We start from the raw sequence: 19,268 nt of genomic DNA, 5'->3' as shown, positions 1-19,268 counted from the left end.
GCTGCAGGTGGTGGAATTGCAGTATGGAAGATTTTGCTGAATGGACTTTCGAGGGTGGCCTGAATTAACAGTAGGCGTCACCGGGAACCGAACCCGTTACCAATCCGGCATGTATGATTCGTACATGAATGAGTGGACAATTCGTCAATATGAGTGGTACCGCGATAATAAGATTTTATTACCGTCTCAAGCATAAGCTTGAGGCGGTTTTTTACTGTTGGAAAACAGTAAAAGCGCTTTCTCTTATGAACAACAATAAATCATATAAGAAAGAAGAGGTAGTAATTATGAAGAAGAAAATGATGGCAGCAGTATTAACAATGGCTATGGCAGTAGCAGCAATGGCAGGATGCGGAAGCAACAGTGCATCCAATGATGCAGCAACAACAGAGAAGGCTGCAGCAGATGGTAAAGTTTATAAAGTAGGTATCGTACAGTATGTAGATGATGCTTCTTTAAATCAGATTGAGAAAGCAGTAGAAGCAGAGCTGGATGCAAAAGCAAAAGAGCTCGGTGTTACTTTTGATTATAAAGATTATACTTACAATGGTCAGGCAGATTCTTCTACCTTAAACCAGATTGCAACAGACCTGGTTGCAGAAGATGTAGATGTGATTATTCCAATCGCAACACCAACCGCAATGATTATGCAGGCAGCAACAGAAGAAAATCAGATTCCGGTTGTATTCTCTGCAGTCAGTGATCCGGTTACCGCAGGACTTGTTGAAAGTATGGATAAACCTGGTTCCAATATCACCGGAACATCGGATGCATTAAATACAGAAGCAGTAATGGACTTAATGTTTGCAGCAAATAAAGACATTAAAAAAGTAGGTCTTTTATATAATAAGAGTCAGGATTCTTCCACTGTTCCAATTCAGGACGCAAAAGATTATCTTGATAAAAAAGGCGTTGAATATGTAGAAAAAACAGGAACAACCAATGATGAAATTTCTCTTGCAGCAGATGCATTAGTTGCAGCCGGTGTAGATGCCGTATTTACACCAACCGATAACACCGTAATGACAGCAGAACTTGCAATTTATGAGAAATTTGTAGAAGCAGGCATTCCGCATTATGCAGGAGCTGACTCCTTCGCATTAAACGGAGCTTTCTGTGGATTCGGTGTAAACTATGTTGACCTTGGTACTGCAACAGCAGATATTGTAGTAGATATTTTAGTAAATGGGAAAGATCCTGCAACAACAGCAGTACAGACCATGAGCAACGGAATCGCAACTGTAAATACAGATGTGGCAAGCCAGCTTGGAATTGACTACAGCGTATTTGACGGTATGTGTGAAAAAGTAGTAGAGATTCAGACCGCAGAAGAGTTTGAATAAAAAGATAAAACGATAGTATGATAAGATAGTCAGGGGGATTAAAGAATGGGCTCCATATTTACAATATCCATTTTACAAAGTGCATTAGAGCTAGGGTGTATATACGCCCTGGTTGCACTGGCATTGTTTGTTTCATTTTCCATATTAAATATTGCAGATTTGTCAACCGATGGCTGCTTTACCTTAGGCTGTGCCGTATGTGCCATGGTAACGATACAGGGTCATCCGATTCTGGCACTGGCAGCAGCAATGTTAGCCGGTGTATGTTCCGGATTTATCACAGCATTTCTGCAGACTAAGCTTGGAATTGAATCAATTCTGGCAGGAATCATTGTAAATACGGGGCTCTATACCATTAATATTGCAGTCATGGGATTTGCTTCCCAGGTGAACCTGTTTAACTGCAATACCATATTTACCATGGCAAAAAATGCCATTGGTGGTGGCTGGTATAAACTGATTGTGGCAGCATTAATCGTACTGGTAATCGGCGTGATTTTATCCGCATTTTTAAATACCAGATTAGGTCTTTCCATCCGGGCAACCGGTGATAATGCTGACATGGTAAAAGCCTCCAGCATTAATCCGTCCTTTACGATTACCGTAGGTCTTTGTGTAGCCAATGCAATGACTGCATTATCCGGCGGTGTATTAGCACAGTACCAGAAATCCTGCGATATCAACCTTGGAACCGGTATGGTAACCATCGCACTTGCCAGCCTGATTATCGGAGAATCCATTATCGGAAAAGGCTCCATGTTCCGCAGAGTATTAGGCGTTGTATTAGGAAGCTGTCTCTATCGTTTCTTAGTAGCCGTTGCATTAAGACTGAATGTTCCGGCAGAGGCATTGAAACTGGTTTCTGCAATTATCGTAGCAATTGCAATTGCATTCCCGTTCTTAAAGAAGAAGGTAGCGTTTGTCAGACAGAAGAGCGCAGCACAGAAGAAATTAAAAGACAATATGCGTCTGGCGGAAGCAAATACAAAGGAAATGGGAGGTGACCGATAATGTTAGAAATGAAGCATGTATCTAAGACATTTAATCCGGGAACCGTAAATGAAAAGAAAGCATTGTGTGATTTGAATCTGGTTCTTGAAGATGGAGATTTTGCTACAATTGTAGGAAGTAATGGGGCAGGAAAATCAACTACATTTAATGCGATTACAGGTGCGTTCTATGTAGATGAAGGACAGATTATTCTAGATGGAGAGGATATTACATATAAGAAAGAATTTTTGCGCAGTAAAGTCATTGGTCATCTGTTTCAGGACCCGTTAAAGGGAACAGCACCACATATGACCATTGAAGAAAATATGGCACTGGCATATCTTCGTGCATCCGGAAAAGAAAATGCATTTTTCAGCAGAATCCGTAAATCCGATAAAGAAAAATTCAGAGAACTGTTATCCCAGCTTGATATGGGTCTGGAAGACAGAATGAAGCAGCCGGTGGGATTGTTATCCGGCGGTCAGAGGCAGGCACTTACCCTTCTGATGGCAACGATGGTGACCCCGAAGATTCTTCTTTTGGATGAGCATACGGCAGCACTTGACCCTGCAACCGCAGAGAAAGTATTGGAACTGACGAAAAAAATTATTGCAGAGCATCATATTACCTGTCTTATGGTAACCCATAATATGCATCAGGCACTAGAGCTTGGCAACCGGATTCTGATGATGGATTCCGGAAATATTGTCCTTGATTTAAAGGATGAAGAGAAGAAGAAAATGACGGTAGACAGCCTTTTAGAGCAGTTCCGCATCCAGGCAGGAAAGCGTCTTGACAATGACAGAATTTTAATGTCAGCACAGTAAAAATAGAAATTGGTAAATTTTTTTTAAGAAACAAGTGTCGGAAAATGTTGATTTTCTGACACTTTTCCTATATGATTAAATCTAGTGGTCTGGAATTCCACGAGTTGATGTAAACAAAGTATGGAGGTATAGTATGTATCCTATTATAAAAAAGGAAAAGCTGGCAGATAAGATTTATCTTATGGATGTCAAAGCAGAGCGGGTAGCAAAGTCTGCAAAGCCAGGACAATTTGTAATCGTGAAAATCGATGAAGAAGGTGAGCGTATACCACTTACCATCTGTGATTATGATGAGAAAGCCGGAACTGTAACAATTGTATTCCAGACAGTTGGAGCATCTACAGAGCGTATGGCATATTTAGAGGAAGGAGATGCATTCCAGGATTTTGTTGGACCACTGGGCTGTCCATCCGACCTTATTGAGGAAGATATAGAAGAGTTAAAGAAAAAGAAAATTGTATTTATCGCCGGAGGTGTTGGAACAGCACCGGTTTACCCACAGGTAAAATGGTTACATGAACATGGGGTAGACTGTGATGTTATCATGGGTTCTAAGACCAAGGATTTATTAATTCTGGTAGAAGAAATGCGTAAAGTTGCAACTAATCTTTATGTAACAACCGATGATGGTACTTATGGCTTCCATGGAATGGGAACCAACCAGTTACAGGAATTATGGAATAAAGGTGTTCGTTACGATCATTGTGTTGCCATCGGACCAATGATTATGATGAAATTCGTTTGTAAACTGACCAAGGAGCTTGGCATTCCAACTGTTGTATCCATGAATCCGATTATGGTAGACGGAACCGGAATGTGTGGAGCATGTCGTCTTGTGGTTGGCGGCGAAGTAAAATTCGCATGCGTGGATGGACCGGAATTTGACGGACATCAGGTAGATTTCGACCAGGCAATGAAGAGACAGCTTCAGTATAAGACAGAAGAAGGCCGTGCAATGTTAAAATTGCAGGAAGGCAATACCCATCATGGTGGATGCGGTCAGTGCGGAGGTGACAAATAATGGAAGGATTAACAAGAGTACCTGTACGTGAACAGGAGCCAGAGGTACGTGCAGCAAACTTTGAAGAAGTTTGTCTTGGCTATAATGAAGAAGAAGCAGTAGCAGAAGCAAAACGCTGCTTAAACTGTAAAAATGCACAGTGTATGAAAGGATGTCCGGTTTCCATTAATATTCCGGCATTTATTGCACAGGTGAAAGAAGGCAACTTCGAAGAAGCTTATCATATTATCAGTGAATCATCTGCACTTCCTGCTGTATGTGGCCGTGTATGTCCACAGGAGAGTCAGTGTGAAGGAAAATGTATCCGTGGTATCAAGGGTGAGCCAGTTGCAATCGGTAAATTAGAGCGTTTCGTAGCTGACTGGGCAAGAGAGCATGGAATCAAGCCTAAGAAAGCAGAAAAATTAAATGGACATAAAGTAGCAGTTATCGGTTCCGGCCCTGCAGGTCTTACCTGTGCCGGTGATTTGGCAAAGCTTGGCTATGATGTTACTATTTTTGAAGCTTTACATGAAGCCGGTGGAGTATTAATTTACGGTATTCCGGAATTCCGTCTTCCAAAGTCAAAAGTAGTTGCAGCAGAAGTAGAAAATGTAAAAGCTTTAGGCGTTAAGATTGAGACCAACGTTGTCATTGGTAAAGCAGTTACCATTGATGAATTAATGGAAAAAGAAGGATTCGAAGCTGTATTTATCGGTTCCGGTGCAGGACTTCCAAGATTTATGGGAATCCCTGGCGAGCAGGCAATGGGAGTATTCTCTGCAAACGAATTCTTAACCAGAAATAACCTGATGAAAGCATTCCGTGATGACTATGATACGCCAATCAAAGCCGGCAAAAAAGTTGTTGTAGTTGGTGGTGGTAACGTTGCAATGGATGCAGCCCGTACCGCAAAACGTCTCGGCGCAGAGGTACATATCGTATACCGTCGTGGCGAGGAAGAGCTTCCGGCAAGAAAAGAAGAAATACATCATGCAAAAGAAGAAGGCATTATCTTTGACCTTCTGCAGAATCCTACTGAAATCTTAGTAGACGAAGACGGCTGGGTAAAAGGCTGTCGTGTCATTAAGATGGAATTAGGTGAGCCGGACGCATCCGGAAGAAGAAGCCCGGTAGAGATTCCGGGTTCTGAATACGAAATCGAGGCAGATACCGTAATCATGTCTCTTGGTACCTCTCCAAACCCATTGATTTCATCCACTACCAAGGGTCTGGACATCAACCGCAGAAAATGTATCATTGCAGAAGAAGAGACCGGAGCAACCTCCAAAGATGGCGTATACGCCGGTGGAGATGCAGTAACCGGAGCAGCAACCGTTATCCTTGCCATGGGTGCAGGAAAAACTGCAGCAAAGGGAATTGATGAATTCTTACGCAATAAATAAAGAATAAAGCATAATAATATATGCTTAAGGGACGCAGTTTCTGCGTCCCTTTTTTACTTTACAGGAAATTTCTCAAATCGTCAGAAATAGTGTATAATAAACTGGAAATAAAAAATGACATGCCAAAAGAGCGAATGTTGGATTCGCCATGACGTTGTTTATGACGTTTTTTGTGGTAAACTTCTAAAACCAGAAGTTTCTTTTCCTGTTTGTGATGTTTTGCATATATCCCATAGTAGCGAAGCATTTTGAAATGTTTTTCAGGGATGTGGACAATCAGTTTCTGGATGAAGTCCAAAGCAGGAATAGTTTCAGTAACAGTTTTGTTGTCTTCGTGTCTGGTATACATTTCATTTTTAACTTTACGAAAAGATGGACCAATGCGGGAAGTAAGCTGTTCAAGGAGAACTTTACGGAAGGCATTATGAAGGAAATTGTAATCAAAGTGTTTGACAGGACACCAGGGAGTGATGTTACCAGCCCCACCCTCGGAGATGAGAGCGTGGATATGAGGATTCCATTTCACAATGGCGATGAACACAAGAAACAAGTTTGCAGGACATATGAAAAGAACGAAGCTGGTTATATTTGTTGCCACAGGAAGGACAAAAACGGCTTTTGCAGCGAAAGGGAACAAATTTAAGATTTCCACAGTGAGGACAGTCATACATGGCACCACCATGAGAAGAGTCACCACAATGAATCATCTTGTTGACATTTTCAATGACAGCAGGACGTGAATGGAGTTCGTAAATGATATGTTCATAATAATCGGTAAAGATAGATTGTAATATATTCATAATGGTGCTAGAATAGGGGTGTTGAGCGTGTCGAAGTCACTTTTTTACTGTAAGCAAAATCCATATTTATTACAGAAATTATATGATTAATGGTAATTCTGACCTATTGCGCCATTTACTAAAGTAATATAAAATTATATAAAATAATTAACTTCAAAGGAGAAGAAAATGAAAAAGAGACTATTAATTCTAGGAATGATTTTTACAATGGCTGTGTCATCAGCAGGCTGTGGAAGTTCGTCATCAGACAATGCAGGTAAGACAGACCAAACAAAACAAACAGCAGATGTGCAGGACAGCCAGAAAGATGAATCAAGCGATAGTAAGTCAGATGATGATAAGAAAGATACGAAGTATAAATCAGCAGATGAAATCACAATGGATGATTTGATGAGCCATGATGAGACACCGGCAGAGGATTTTGAGTTCAATGACAGTGCAGATGAAATAGTAATAGATAAGTATGTTGGTAAAGATCCAATTGTTGTTATTCCTGATGAAATAGATGGAAAGAAAGTTGTTGGATTTAATAAAACTTTTTCGCATGATAAAAATATTATAGCAGTTCGAATAGGCAATAATATTACAGAAATAGATCGAGATGCATTTGGAAATTCAGTAAATTTAAAATATCTTGTGTTAGGAAAATCTGTGAAGAGTATTGATGGAGGAAATTTCAGTGGAACAAGCTTAAAGGAATTGATTCTTAATGATGGATTGGAAAAAATAGGTGAAGATGATTTTACGGATTATGTAGATCCACCATTAAATAACTGGGGAATGGATTTGAAAATACCTGAGAGCGTTACAGAACTCCATGTTTCGGATTTTAATCTCATTGGTAAACCGGGTTCATATGCTGAACAATATGCAAATGAACATGCCGATGCAGGGGTTACATTCACAGCAGAATAATTTACAATATGTCAATTAATTAAATATGAATACTATCATAGGAAACCGCCATACTATACCTGGTAATCAAATTTTTGAGTGTTTGCCAAAGTTTATGAGAGTCAGTTGCGGGGAATTGACTCTCTTTTTTGGAATATAAGTTTTTGAAACGTCAAAGATAACTAAGGATGGTAGCTACAAACTGGAAAACTCAAAAACTCAAAAACTTATTTTGAACTTGATTCAAAACTGAAAGTAGATCCGTTACTAATTACACTGCCAGTATATAGTGATTATACCGACTTGTATGATAGCAGCAGTACCGACTGGTGCACATATAATATAAAAACAATCAGAGGTTATTAAAGGAGAAAAAAATGAAAAAGAGACTATTAATTCTAGGAATGATTTTTACAATGGCTGTGTCATCAGCAGGCTGTGGAAGTTCGTCATCAGACAATGCAGGTAAGACAGACCAAACAAAACAAACAGCAGATGTGCAGGACAGCCAGAAAGACACATCTTCAAGTGATAAGTCTGATAATAAGAATGATACTAGTTATAAATCAGCAGATGAAATTACAATGGATGATTTGATGAGTCATGATGAGACTCCGGCAGAGGATTTTGAGTTAATTGACAACTCAGATGAAATAGTAATAGAGAAGTATGTTGGTAAGGATCCAATCGTGGTTATTCCAGATGAAATTGATGGAAAGAAAGTTGTTGGATTTAATAAAACATTTGCGAATGACAAAGATGTTGTAGCTGTTCGGATTGGGAATAATGTTACCGAAGTGGCAAAAACGGCATTTGGTAATTGTGAAAAACTTAAATATGTAGTTCTTGGAAATTCTGTAAAAACTATAGGTGGAGCTGCTTTTGTAAACACTAATCTTCAGAATTTAATACTAAATGAAGGATTAGAAAAAATCGGTGAAGATGATTTCTCAAATATGATTTGTCCTCCGATGAACAATGAAGGAATGGATTTGAAAGTTCCAGAAAGTGTTACAGAGATGCATGTTATAGGCTTCAATTTGATCGTTAAGGCTGGTTCATATGCTGAACAATATGCAAAAGAAAATAATCTTACATACACAGTAGAATAATTCTGTATGATTTACTTCTAGTTAACGATTAAGTTAAGGAGGCCCCGGACTGTTTGACATAGTTTGCAACAAGGGGCATCAGTGTGTAAATTTTAAGGGCTTTCCATCATGGGAAGCTCTTTTTCTTGCTTTATAGGAAATTTCTCAAATCGTCAGAAATAGTGTATAATAAACTGGAAATAAAAAATGACATGACAAAAGAGCGAATGTTAGATTCGCCATGACGTTGTTTATGACGTTTTTTGTTTTGGTTTAGGGTAGCTGCACTATCTGACTATGGAGAAAAAATTATTATGAGCATGGATTTATCCATATTTCATAACCTTTCGATATTGTTCAAATAGTGCAGTTTTTTGTGGTAAATTTCTAAAACCAGAAGTTTCTTTTCCTGTTTGTGATGTTTTGCATATATCCCATAGTAGCGAAGCATTTTGAAATGTTTTTCAGGGATGTGGACAATCAGTTTCTGGATGAAGTCCAAAGCAGGAATAGTTTCAGTAACAGTTTTGTTGTCTTCGTGTCTGGTGTACATTTCATTTTTAACTTTACGAAAAGATGGACCAATGCGGGAAGTTTTTATAAGTTGGTTGCTAAGTGACCACCTTATTGGTTACTGGTGTCCACCTGGTGGCCACTATTTCTGACATGAGGAATAAATTAAGGATTGGTAATGAAAATCCTCTTGACAAATCCGTCGTAAGAATATATTGTATTACTTATATAGTACAAAAATACGGAAAGGGGTGATTGCATGGCATGGGAATTGGATTCGGATCGTCCTATTTTTATTCAGATTGTGGAGCGGATTCAGATGGAAATAATATCCGGTAAATACAGTCCGGGAGATAAGTTACCTTCTGTCAGGGATCTGGCGGCGGTAGCTGCAGTAAATCCGAATACGATGCAGAAAGCACTGACAGAGTTAGAGCGGACAGGACTTGTGTATTCCCAGCGTACAAGCGGGAGATTTATAACGGAGGATGCAAAAATGATTGAGGAGTTGAAGAATAATCTGGCACAGGAACAGATTAAGGAATTTTTGGAAAATATGAGCAAGCTTGGCTATAAGAAATCAGAAACCTTATCTTTGATTCAGGAGATTTTGGAGGGAGAGCAGGCATGAGTACATTATTGGAAGTAAAAGATGTATGCAAGCGATATGGAAAGAAAACTGCGCTTGACCATCTGAACCTGACCTTAGAGAGCGGACATATTGTTGGCCTCTTAGGACCGAACGGAAGTGGAAAGACAACACTGATTAAGCTGATTAACGGAATCCTTACTCCGGATGAGGGCGAGATTTTGGTGGAAGGAATGAAGATTGGCGTAGAGACAAAGAAGGTGGTTTCTTATCTGCCAGATCATACATATCTTAACATGGGGATGCGGGTACGTGATATTTTAGATTATTTTGAAGATTTTTATCAGGATTTTGATGTGGTAAGAGCTTATGATATGCTGGCAAAATTATCCATTAATCCCAATGATAAATTAAAATCCATGTCCAAGGGAACCAAAGAAAAGGTGCAGCTTATTTTAGTAATGAGCCGTCGTGCGGACTTATATGTTCTGGATGAGCCGATTGCAGGAGTAGACCCGGCGGCAAGAGATTATATATTGCGGACGATTCTTACCAACTATGATGAGAATGCAACGATTCTGATTTCAACCCATCTGATTGCAGATGTTGAGAATGTATTAGATGAGGTAGTCTTTATTCAGAATGGAACAATCAGCCTGACTTCATCAGTAGATGATATTAGAATTAATCAGGGTAAATCGGTGGATGCTTTGTTCCGGGAGGTGTTTAGATGTTAGGAAAAGTAATGAAACATGAAATGAAAGCAACCTGGAAAGTATTATTTCCACTGGCAATGGTTTTGGTCGGCGTTACGTTAATTGGCATGCTGATGATGAAAATGCAGGTTTTCGAAACAGATATAGGAGCCTTGGTCGGGCTGGCAATGCTTCTTTTGTATATCATTGGGCTGATTGCATTGAGCGTTACGGCATTTATTTTTCTGCTGGTTCGGTTTTACCACAGCATGTATGGTGCAGAAGGTTATTTGTCACATACCCTTCCGGTAACCACCTTTTCCTTGATTAATGGAAAGCTTTTGGTGGCGGTATTCTGGCATGCAATTACATCAATACTTGTTTATGTTTCGGCATTTTCATTGATAGTGACAGCTGGATTGAATCTGGGTAATGAAGGGGAAAGAATCAAGCTGGAAGAATTACTGCAGCAGCTGGGAGATATGATAGGAATTTCGATTCCGGCACTCTTTGGCTGGGCAATATTATATAGTGTGATTTCTGCGTTTTCCGCTATGCTTATGGTATATGCCAGCATGGCAATCGGTCAGTTGTTCCGCCACAAAGTTGCAATGTCGATTGTGATGTATGGTGTGCTTTATGCGATTCTTCAGATTATATCTTTTGTGATATCCATTAATTCAGCAAATGGATTTGTTGAGAAACAGGCTGCAATGGGAGATGACAGCTTCTTTAGCATAACGATTGCAAATATGTATGGAAATATATTTTCAAAGAGCATGATACTTTACATCGGTGTATCAATTGTATGCTATATCATAACAGCATTGATTACCCATAAGAAATTAAATCTGGAATAAAATGAGAAAACTACTTGTTGTGCATCCTCGAGGAACGTTTTTCAAATTACAGGAAAGCAATTTCCTGTAAAGTAAGAAAAGGCGGAACCAATCAAAAAAAGACTGGTTTCGCCTTTTTACGTCGCCATGAATTCCATAGAAACTGCCAGTGGCAGTTTCGGCTGGCACAGATTAGCGGAGAAAAAATAAGAAATTACTTCGAAAGAAGACAGTCAATCAGCTTATCATTCATCTCCGGCATCATAAAGCAGAAGCGGATGTATTTGTTATCTAAGAAAGGAAAAGTAGAGCAGTCGCGAATCATCATATTCTTCCGGATTGCTTTATCAAATAAATCCGCAGAAGTAATGTCCTCCCTTAAGATTTTAAGAAGCATGAAGTTGCCGGATGGCTTGTATGGTTTGAAATCCGGGTGATTTTTAAAGATTTCATAAATCCGGGCACGCTCTGAAGAAATAAGAGATTTTGTCTGCTGGATGTATTCCTCATCGGTAAACATCAATTCTCCGGCAATTACGGCAAGAGAGTTAATGGTCCATGGATTTTTTCTGGTATTGATGGATTTGATTAAATCCTGATTGCCGCTGATAGCGTAGCCAAGGCGGAGCCCCGGAGCAGCAAAGAATTTGGATGTTCCACGCAGGATAATAATATTGTTATAGTAGTGGGTCAGTGGAACTGCGGTAATTTCATCCATGTTATCGGCAAATTCCACATAAGTCTCATCCACCATGACAAAGATATCATATTGCTTGCAGATATCTAAAATCCGGCGCATATCCGTCCGGTTGATGCAGGATGAGGTAGGGTTATTGGGATTGCAGAGTACTAAAAGGTCGATACTTTCATTTAAGTGAGCGGTAAAATCATCCACATCAAGGACGAAATCGTCCTTTTCACGGAGTGGATAGTAGAGTGTAGTACCACCGCCTAAGGAAATTTCGCGCTCATATTCCGAATAAGTCGGACCGAGAATCATGGCTTTTTTCGGATGCTCAATCTGAATAAAAAGAGAGATTAATTCCGTGGAACCATTTCCTACAATGACCTGGCTGGCATCGGTGCCGGTATAAGCGGCGATGCATTCTCGTAAAGAAGTATATTCCCGGTCCGGGTAGGATGTAATGGCATCAATATGGGAAGCCAAAGTACTTCGCAGCAGCGGAGATACGCCTAAGGGATTGACATTGGCGGAAAAGCTTGTAATATCCTCTTTTTTGATACCGTAAACGGCTTCTATTTTCTCTAAATCACTTCCGTGAAAATGTTCTTTTGGTGTTATCATGAAAAAGACCTCCTGTTAAAATACAACGGAAAGAAAGTTGCATGTGTGTTTTAAATAGTTTATAATCTATTATAACTGTAATGAGAGAAAAAGCAACAAAATCTCATATCGGAGAAGGAAAAGCAGGTGACATTTTGCGTAGACGGATTCAGAGACTTGCAGCAGGAAAATTTGAACAGGAACAGCCGGTTTTATCTCTTTCGGAAGAGAAGATTGAAATTGAGGTATTAGAGGGACAGGATTATACGGGAGAATTTGTGATTGAAGTATCCAACCATGTTCCGGTAAAGGGGCTGATTTATTCCTCTAATCCATATATGGAATGTCTGACACCGGAATTTGAAGGGGAAGAAGTCCGAATCGGATTTCAGTTCCATAGTGAGGGTTTCCGGGTTGGCGATATACAAAAGGGTGAATTCTGTATTATTTGTAATCAGTTGGAATACAGCCTTTCTTTTGTTGTGTCTATAATCCGGCCTTATGGAAATGCGTCTACCGGAAGAATCCGAAATCTCAGTGATTTTATCAAACTGGCACAGACGGATTATATGGAAGCTTACCGCCTGTTTGCTTCCCAGGGCTTTCAACATGTATTAAAAGAAGAAAAAGGAAAAGAATTATTATGGTATGCCGGCTTTGGCGGACCGGGAGCATTGATTTCCGGTATGGAGGAGTTCTTGGTTACGATCAATGCCAAGCCACGCATTGAACTTGCGTTAAAAGAACAGGAAATTACCTATCAGGATATCAAAGAGGAGCAGAAGGAAACGCTTTTTGTGCAGAAGAATGGCTGGGGGTATATAAGCTTTGAAGCACAGACAGACAGCAGCTTCTTAAAACTGGAAAAGAATGTTTATACTTCAGATGATTTTACCGGAAGTATCTGCGACCTTATTTATTATATTGACCCGGCAGAACTTCATACCGGAAAAAATTATGGAAGAATTACTTTAGAAAATATTTATCAGCATCTTACTTATGAGATTACCATAATCAGGACGCCGGAGCGCAGAGAACAGGAGCATATCGATTATCTGGAAGAGCAGAGAACACTTGCACATATCACCGGAATCTATCTCAATTATCGTATGAAAAAGATTGGCGCAGGACTTTTTGCATCAGGAATGTTAGATGCACTGAATCATCTGATTGCAATGCGGCCGGAAAATGACTGGTATCTTCTGATGAAAATACAGGCATTACTGGTAAGCGGACAGAAGCAGGAGGCAGAGTGGTTATTTGATGAGTTCCGGCGGAAAGAGGAAGCAAAAGATACACCGCTTTATGCATATTTTCTCTATCTCCGTACGTTGTGGGAGCGGGAAGAATCCTATGTGAACCGGCTGACTGCAGAGATTGAAGAAATTTATCAGAAAACCGATGATATCCGGGTGTTCTGGATGCTGCTTTTCTTAAAGAAAGAATATTGTGAGAATGATACCAGGAAAATCCGGGCAATTGAGAGCCAGATGTTAGACGGCTGTAACAGTCCGTTTTTCTATATCGAAGGATTCTATTTATACTGGCAGAATCCGTATCTTTTAACGAGACTTACTGATTTTGAAATCCGCATTCTTTACTGGGCGGCAAAAAAAGGTGTGTTGACCAGTGACCTTGCCATGCAGATTACGACGCTGGTATCGGAAAAACGGGTATTTCATCCGCTGCTTTATAAGACTATGTGCGTGGCATATGATAAATTTCAGAATAATCAGATGTTGTCAGCAATCTGTGCTTACCTGATAAGAGGACAGCGTTTTGGATTGCATTATCATATCTGGTTTGAACGTGGCGTGGAAGAAGATTTGCGGCTGGCAGGATTAAATGAAGCATATTTAATGTCCATGGATTTACTTGCCATTAAGAAAATTCCACGGATGATACAGATGTATTTTCAGTATAACAGCAGCATTCCATACAAACAGAAGGCGGCTCTGCTTGCAAATGTAGCAGCGTTAAAGGAGAAAGAGCCGGAGGTATATTCCAGTTACCGGAAGCGGATGGAAGAATTCGCAATTGCCCAGATAGAAGAAGGTCATATTGATGATAATCTGGCGATTATCTATTCTGATTTATTAAATAAAGGCATGATACAAAAAGAGATGGCAGGACCACTGGCGAAGATTCTCTTTACCCATAAAATGAACTGCTTTGCACCGAATATTGTGCGGATGTATGTTTTGCATGACCAGCTGCGAAAAGTGCAGTGTGTGCCGATTGTAAATGGCAGTGCTTATTTTGAGTTATACAGCAAGGACTATGTCATTGTATTTGAGGATACGAAGGGATACCGGTATGGCAGTGAGATTTCATACCAGCTGGAAAAGCTGATGAGGCCTGGTGCCTTTTACCGTACCTGCATGGAATATGCACCATATGAGATTTCGTATCTTTTGTATCATTTTACATCCAGGGATACCCACCTTGCATTTATGCCGGAGGATAGTGAGTATTTACGCATCTTCTTAAAAGAGGAAGCATTGCGGGAAAGTTACCGGGCAGAGCTTTATGCAAAGGCAGTACATTTCTATGAGCAGGAAGATAATCAGGAACTGGTGGAAGAGTGTCTGCGTCATGCACCGCTTTCTTCTATGAAGCGGGATGACAGAGCCTATCTTTTGAATCTGATGTTGGAATACCGGTTATATGAGATTGCATATCCGGATATCCGGGAATTTGGCTGGGAAGGCATCCGGCTGGAGAAACTGACAGCACTTCTGACTTATGAAATAGAAGAAGTGGATTATGAAAGTGATGACTTCCTGCTGGCACTTTGTGCAGTGACTTTTCAGGCGAAGAAATACAGTAAAGAGATGCTGCAGTATTTAGCACAGTTCTACTGCGGTCCGACCCGTGTAATGGCGGCGGTCTGGTCAGCAGCGCAGACTTTTGATATAGATACCAGAGACTTGGAAGAACGGTTATTGATGCAGATGTTATATACAGCAGAATTTGTAGAACAGGTGCAGAGCATTTATGAAAGCTTTGTGTCACACGGAGCACCGCATCTTCTGCAGAAAGCATATGTAAATTATTTCGCACATTTCTATTTTGTGCATCAGGGCATTGTACCGGAAAATGTCATTAGAGGCTTAAAGAAAAATTATGAGGAACAGGAAGAATTAAGCCAGGTGATGAAGCTGGCACTGCTTTATGCAGTGGCGAAGAGGGATTTGTCCATAGAAGAAAAAGGTGTAATGGAGATGACAGAGCAGCTTCTACAGGAGCAGCTGGCACAGAATCTTTATTTTGCATTTTATCAGCAGATGCCGGAAGAGATCCGCTATCGATTTCATTTTTACGACCGAAAGTTTTTGGAATACCGGACAAATCCAAGTAAGCGTGTGGTGGTTCACTATCAGAAGGGTGAATCCTATGTGGATGAAGATATGAATGAGATGTATGAGGGCATTTTCGTAAAAGAATTTATCGTATTCTTTGGAGAAGAAATTCCGTATTATATTTCAGAGGAAGCACCACGGGAGTCCGTTGTGACTGAGAGTGGACGGCTTTCCTGTAAGGATATCTGTGGCAGGGAAAACGGAAGCACCTACGATATGTTGAATGAAATGGAATTAGAATATACCTTAAAGGATTATGAGAAGTTAGAGCGGCTTTTACGGAAATATGACAGCATGAAGAAAAGGAATGAAGAACGTTTTCAACTGATGTAATAACAGGGAAAACAATAATAGGGTGATGGTATGAAGGAAAAAAGCCTTTCAATAGGACTTGATTTTGGAAAAAAATACGCATTAGTATCATATTGTACATCCGATATGTCAGAGCCGGATACCATCAGTACCGTGGCAGGCAGTGAATTGTACCAGATTCCATTAAGCCTTTGTAAGCGGAGAGGAATCGGACAGTGGTATTACGGAAAAGAAGCAGAGACTGTCATGAAAAATGGCGAAGGAAGCGGCTGTGACCGGCTCTTTGGCCGGGCACTGGCAGGCGAACAGGTTACCGTGGAAGGGGAAACTTATGATACGGTAGAACTGTTAAGTCTCTTTGTCCGTAAAATTCTTACGGTACCGCAGAAATTCGGCACATCCATGAAGCTGGCAAGAATTACCATTACCATGGATACTTTAAACCGGGAGAAGATGGAACTGATTGAAAAAATAGCCGGACGGATGAAGTGGACAAAAGAGCAGTATCATGTCATCGATTATGCAGAAAGCTTTTATTACTATGCTTTAAGCCAGAAGGAAGAACTGTGGCTGCATGATGCAGTTCTCTTTGATTATTCCAAGAACAGTATGCGCTTTTATTACATGGAGCGTAATCTGAATTCCACACCACAGCTGGTTCATATTTATCTGAAAGATTATGGTCCTTTGATTGGCAATAAAGACACTGCGTTTTTAGATGTAGTAACAGATGCCGTTTCCCGTAAAATTTATTCTTCGGTATATCTGACCGGGGATGGTTTTGATGGAGAATGGATGAGAGAATCCTTAAAATTTCTCTGCAACGGAAGGCATGTTTTCTTAGGCAAAAATCTTTATGCTAAGGGAGCCTGTTATGCATCCTGCATCCATACCGGAATGCAGCCATGGCAGTTTGTCTATATTGGCGAGAATGAGATGAAGGTAAATATCAGCCTTAAAGTAAAAGACCGGGAAGAACTTATTTTCCATACACTGGTAAGTGCAGGAGAAAACTGGTATGAAGCAAAGAATCAGTGCGAGATTTTACTGGCAGGTACGAATACCGTTGATTTCTGGCTGCAGCTTCCGGACAGCAGGGAAGCAAAGATAGAATCCTTAGAGCTTACGGATATTCCAAAACGGCCGGAACGTATGACCAGACTTTCTGTTATGACAGAAGCACTGTCGGATTCCGCTGTAAAGGTTACCATACGGGACCTTGGATTTGGAGAGATTTATAAAAGCTCTGAAAAAGTGTGGGAATATAAAATGGAACTGTAGGAGGAGAACTCATGGGAGAATTGATTTTATGCAATCGGAAAGAAACCGATGTGCCATATTATTTAGAACAGAATATGATAAATATCTATTCCCTGGAGGAATTGAACTGGTATATTTTAAACCACGCGGAATATCTTGACGATTCTTTTGTGTCGGATGATTTAATCAGCTGGATTGCAGAGGAGTTAAAAGACCTGGAGTTAGCCGGGCAGTTAAAAGAGGCTGTCCGAAAGAAAATAACGCTGGCAAAGAAAGTCCGGCTTCTGATGGATGCATGCGGCTTTTGCACAAAGAAAGAAAAAGATGAAATCGAATATGCACTGGCAGAAGTAGAAAATAAATCAGAAATTGAATGTATGAAAATCAGGGCAGACAGAAGCCTTATGAATCATCGGTATGTCATGGCTATCAGGGAATATATGCGTCTGCTGCAGAAGGAAGAGGCGGGGAAGCTGGCTGCTTCTGTCATAGGAAATATATGGAATAATATTGGAGTTGCACATACCGGATTATTCCTGTACCGGGATGCGGCACGATGCTTTAAGAAAGCTTATGACTATAATAACAATCCGGCATGTATGCGGGAGATGGAAGAAGCATGGCGGATGGCAGCACCGGATGAAAAGGAACAGGTTTATGAAGTATCAGAAGAACTGCAAAAGACATTAGAGGATATTCATAAGCAATGGAATGATGAGGAAGAAGTACTGGAAGCATTTCGGGATGTGCTGGATAAGAAAAAATATATTTACGAAAGCAATGGACGGTGGGCATAACATTGATTAAATTTTTTAGAAGAAAAAGGAAACCAAAGAAAACAATCGAAGAGGTCTTAGAATGTATCACAGAGGATACGTTATCGGAAGAAGACCGGAAGGATGAACATAAAGTACAACATTATGTTCTGGGTCACTGTGAACAGATGATTGACACCACAAAGACCCTGGAAAATGAAAAGTCTGAATATCGTGTGGTGACTTCTTATTTAAAGGATATCCAGATTATTGAAGAACTGCCGGAAGATGAGGCAACTGCATTAAGAGATACTGCAAACAGTATTCTTACACTGGACCAGTCCCGTTCTGATTATCTGAAAGCAACCAAGAAGCTGACAGATACGCAGTATGCACAGATGGAACAGGAAGAGGAGACTCTGACGGAATCCATCCGGACCCTGCAGGCAAATGAGATGTATCAGGCGGCCGTAAAGCGTGATATGAATTACCTGGAAGGGGAGAAGAATGAATGGGCCTATTACCGGGAAGAGTTAATGGAAGAACAGAAGATTCTGCGGAAGGCATCCTATGTAGTATTTGGCATGGTACTGGCATTCCTTGCAGTCATATTGGTTCTTCATGTGGCATTGGAAATGGATGTACGGATTCTATTTACGATTCTGATGGTAGCTGCGGCAGCCAGTGGATTCTTTATGCTGTACCGGAATCAGAATAATACAAGAGAAATCAAGCGGGCAGAAGTGAACATGAATCATGCCATTACTCTTTTGAACCGTACTAAAATAAAGTATGTAAATTCTACGAATGCGGTGGATTATGCCTGTGAGAAATACCATGTGCATAATTCCTATGAACTGACCTATCTCTGGGAGCAGTACTTAGAAGCCAAGCGGGAAAGAGAGAAATTTGAGCGGAACAGTGATGACTTGGAATATTTTAATGGAAAGTTAGTACGCATGCTGCAAAAATATGAACTTTATGATGCAAAGGTCTGGATTAGTCAGCCCAATGCACTGGTAGATAAGCGTGAAATGGTGGAAATCAAGCATGAATTATTGAGCCGGCGGCAGAAAATCCGGGCATCCATTGAATATAACATGGATGTAGTATTAGAACAGAAGGAAGAAATTGAAAAACTCATGAAAGAGTATCATGAGGAAATCCCGGAAGTCCGTGAGATTATTAATTCTGTGGACCGGCTCTGCGGAACCGGAGAATGAAAATAGGGGCTGTAAAATAAGTCCCTAATTAAGAAACGCCAACTCCGGCAAATGTCGGTTTTGGCGTTTCTTTGTATGAATTTT

Annotated in this window: 15 protein-coding genes, 2 pseudogenes and 1 other annotated feature (1 of these 18 running past the window's edge); of the genes and pseudogenes, 14 read left to right on the top strand and 3 right to left on the bottom strand. The window is 40.3% G+C overall.

All coding sequences use genetic code 11. The features are described from left to right. Positions 1-192 (top strand) — a binding site (T-box leader); it begins 48 nt to the left of the window's first position. Positions 193-287: 95 nt separating this feature from the next. The 5 genes from OCV43_RS11460 to gltA all read left to right on the top strand — a co-directional run bounded on the left by OCV43_RS11460 (position 288) and on the right by gltA (position 5,566). After that, a complete protein-coding gene (locus OCV43_RS11460; RefSeq protein ID WP_118087541.1) occupies positions 288-1,343 on the top strand; it encodes an ABC transporter substrate-binding protein in 1,056 nt (351 codons plus the stop codon). A 45-nt stretch (positions 1,344-1,388) separates the two neighbouring features. Then, positions 1,389-2,354: an ABC transporter permease gene (locus OCV43_RS11455; RefSeq protein WP_022243349.1), complete on the top strand. Its 966-nt coding sequence runs from the start codon at positions 1,389-1,391 to the stop codon at positions 2,352-2,354. Further along, a complete protein-coding gene (locus tag OCV43_RS11450; protein WP_022243348.1) occupies positions 2,354-3,160 on the top strand; it encodes an ABC transporter ATP-binding protein in 807 nt (268 codons plus the stop codon). The genes OCV43_RS11455 and OCV43_RS11450 overlap by 1 nt, the downstream gene beginning before the upstream one ends. A 133-nt stretch (positions 3,161-3,293) precedes the next feature. After that, complete coding sequence (locus OCV43_RS11445; protein ID WP_262624147.1) at positions 3,294-4,181, top strand: sulfide/dihydroorotate dehydrogenase-like FAD/NAD-binding protein; 888 nt, start codon at positions 3,294-3,296, stop codon at positions 4,179-4,181. After that, complete coding sequence (gene gltA, locus OCV43_RS11440; protein WP_227709804.1) at positions 4,181-5,566, top strand: NADPH-dependent glutamate synthase; 1,386 nt, start codon at positions 4,181-4,183, stop codon at positions 5,564-5,566. The genes OCV43_RS11445 and gltA overlap by 1 nt, the downstream gene beginning before the upstream one ends. Positions 5,567-5,714: 148 nt before the next feature. On the opposite strand, the pseudogene OCV43_RS14175 reads toward gltA, so the two are convergent. After that, a pseudogene (locus OCV43_RS14175) lies at positions 5,715-6,366 on the bottom strand (transposase zinc-binding domain-containing protein); the annotation flags it as partial. 168 nt (positions 6,367-6,534) lie between these two features. Between OCV43_RS14175 and OCV43_RS11425 the strand changes: the two are divergent. Together OCV43_RS11425 and OCV43_RS11420 are read left to right on the top strand one after the other, a co-directional pair. Continuing rightward, positions 6,535-7,281 (top strand): leucine-rich repeat protein, encoded by a 747-nt coding sequence (locus tag OCV43_RS11425; RefSeq protein ID WP_262624145.1) that lies wholly within the window; start codon positions 6,535-6,537, stop codon positions 7,279-7,281. Between the two features lie 356 nt (positions 7,282-7,637). Beyond that, positions 7,638-8,372, top strand: a complete 735-nt coding sequence (locus OCV43_RS11420) for a leucine-rich repeat domain-containing protein (protein ID WP_262624144.1) — start codon at positions 7,638-7,640, stop codon at positions 8,370-8,372. Between the two features lie 305 nt (positions 8,373-8,677). Here OCV43_RS11420 and OCV43_RS14075 read toward each other — a convergent pair. Further along, a pseudogene (locus OCV43_RS14075) lies at positions 8,678-8,946 on the bottom strand (transposase); the annotation flags it as partial. A 177-nt stretch (positions 8,947-9,123) separates the two neighbouring features. Between OCV43_RS14075 and OCV43_RS11410 the strand changes: the two are divergent. Genes OCV43_RS11410 through OCV43_RS11400 form a run of 3 tightly spaced genes read left to right on the top strand, consistent with a single transcriptional unit; the run spans position 9,124 to position 11,008 of the window. Beyond that, a complete protein-coding gene (locus tag OCV43_RS11410; RefSeq protein ID WP_022243345.1) occupies positions 9,124-9,495 on the top strand; it encodes a GntR family transcriptional regulator in 372 nt (123 codons plus the stop codon). Then, a complete protein-coding gene (locus tag OCV43_RS11405; protein ID WP_022243344.1) occupies positions 9,492-10,190 on the top strand; it encodes an ABC transporter ATP-binding protein in 699 nt (232 codons plus the stop codon). Before OCV43_RS11410 ends, OCV43_RS11405 begins: the two co-directional genes overlap by 4 nt. Next, complete coding sequence (locus OCV43_RS11400) at positions 10,184-11,008, top strand: hypothetical protein (RefSeq protein WP_262624142.1); 825 nt, start codon at positions 10,184-10,186, stop codon at positions 11,006-11,008. The genes OCV43_RS11405 and OCV43_RS11400 overlap by 7 nt, the downstream gene beginning before the upstream one ends. Before the next feature lie 193 nt (positions 11,009-11,201). Here OCV43_RS11400 and OCV43_RS11395 read toward each other — a convergent pair whose 3' ends face one another. Continuing rightward, complete coding sequence (locus OCV43_RS11395; protein WP_022243342.1) at positions 11,202-12,293, bottom strand: pyridoxal phosphate-dependent aminotransferase; 1,092 nt, start codon at positions 12,291-12,293, stop codon at positions 11,202-11,204. Between the two features lie 134 nt (positions 12,294-12,427). Between OCV43_RS11395 and OCV43_RS11390 the strand changes: the two genes are divergently transcribed. From OCV43_RS11390 to OCV43_RS11375, 4 genes are read left to right on the top strand one after another with little or no spacing between them, the layout of a single operon-like run. After that, on the top strand, positions 12,428-15,967 hold the full coding sequence (locus OCV43_RS11390; protein WP_262624141.1) for a DUF5717 family protein: 3,540 nt from the start codon (positions 12,428-12,430) through the stop codon (positions 15,965-15,967). Between the two features lie 30 nt (positions 15,968-15,997). Beyond that, positions 15,998-17,227: a DUF5716 family protein gene (locus tag OCV43_RS11385; RefSeq protein ID WP_262624140.1), complete on the top strand. Its 1,230-nt coding sequence runs from the start codon at positions 15,998-16,000 to the stop codon at positions 17,225-17,227. A gap of 11 nt (positions 17,228-17,238) precedes the next feature. Further along, on the top strand, positions 17,239-18,003 hold the full coding sequence (locus tag OCV43_RS11380; protein ID WP_022243339.1) for a hypothetical protein: 765 nt from the start codon (positions 17,239-17,241) through the stop codon (positions 18,001-18,003). A 2-nt stretch (positions 18,004-18,005) separates the two neighbouring features. After that, positions 18,006-19,184: a hypothetical protein gene (locus OCV43_RS11375; protein ID WP_262624139.1), complete on the top strand. Its 1,179-nt coding sequence runs from the start codon at positions 18,006-18,008 to the stop codon at positions 19,182-19,184. Positions 19,185-19,268 lie beyond the last annotated feature (84 nt).

This window comes from Roseburia amylophila (assembly GCF_025567465.1).
Taxonomy (GTDB): domain Bacteria; phylum Bacillota; class Clostridia; order Lachnospirales; family Lachnospiraceae; genus Roseburia_C; species Roseburia_C amylophila.
This window is presented reverse-complemented; position numbering and strand designations above follow the sequence as displayed.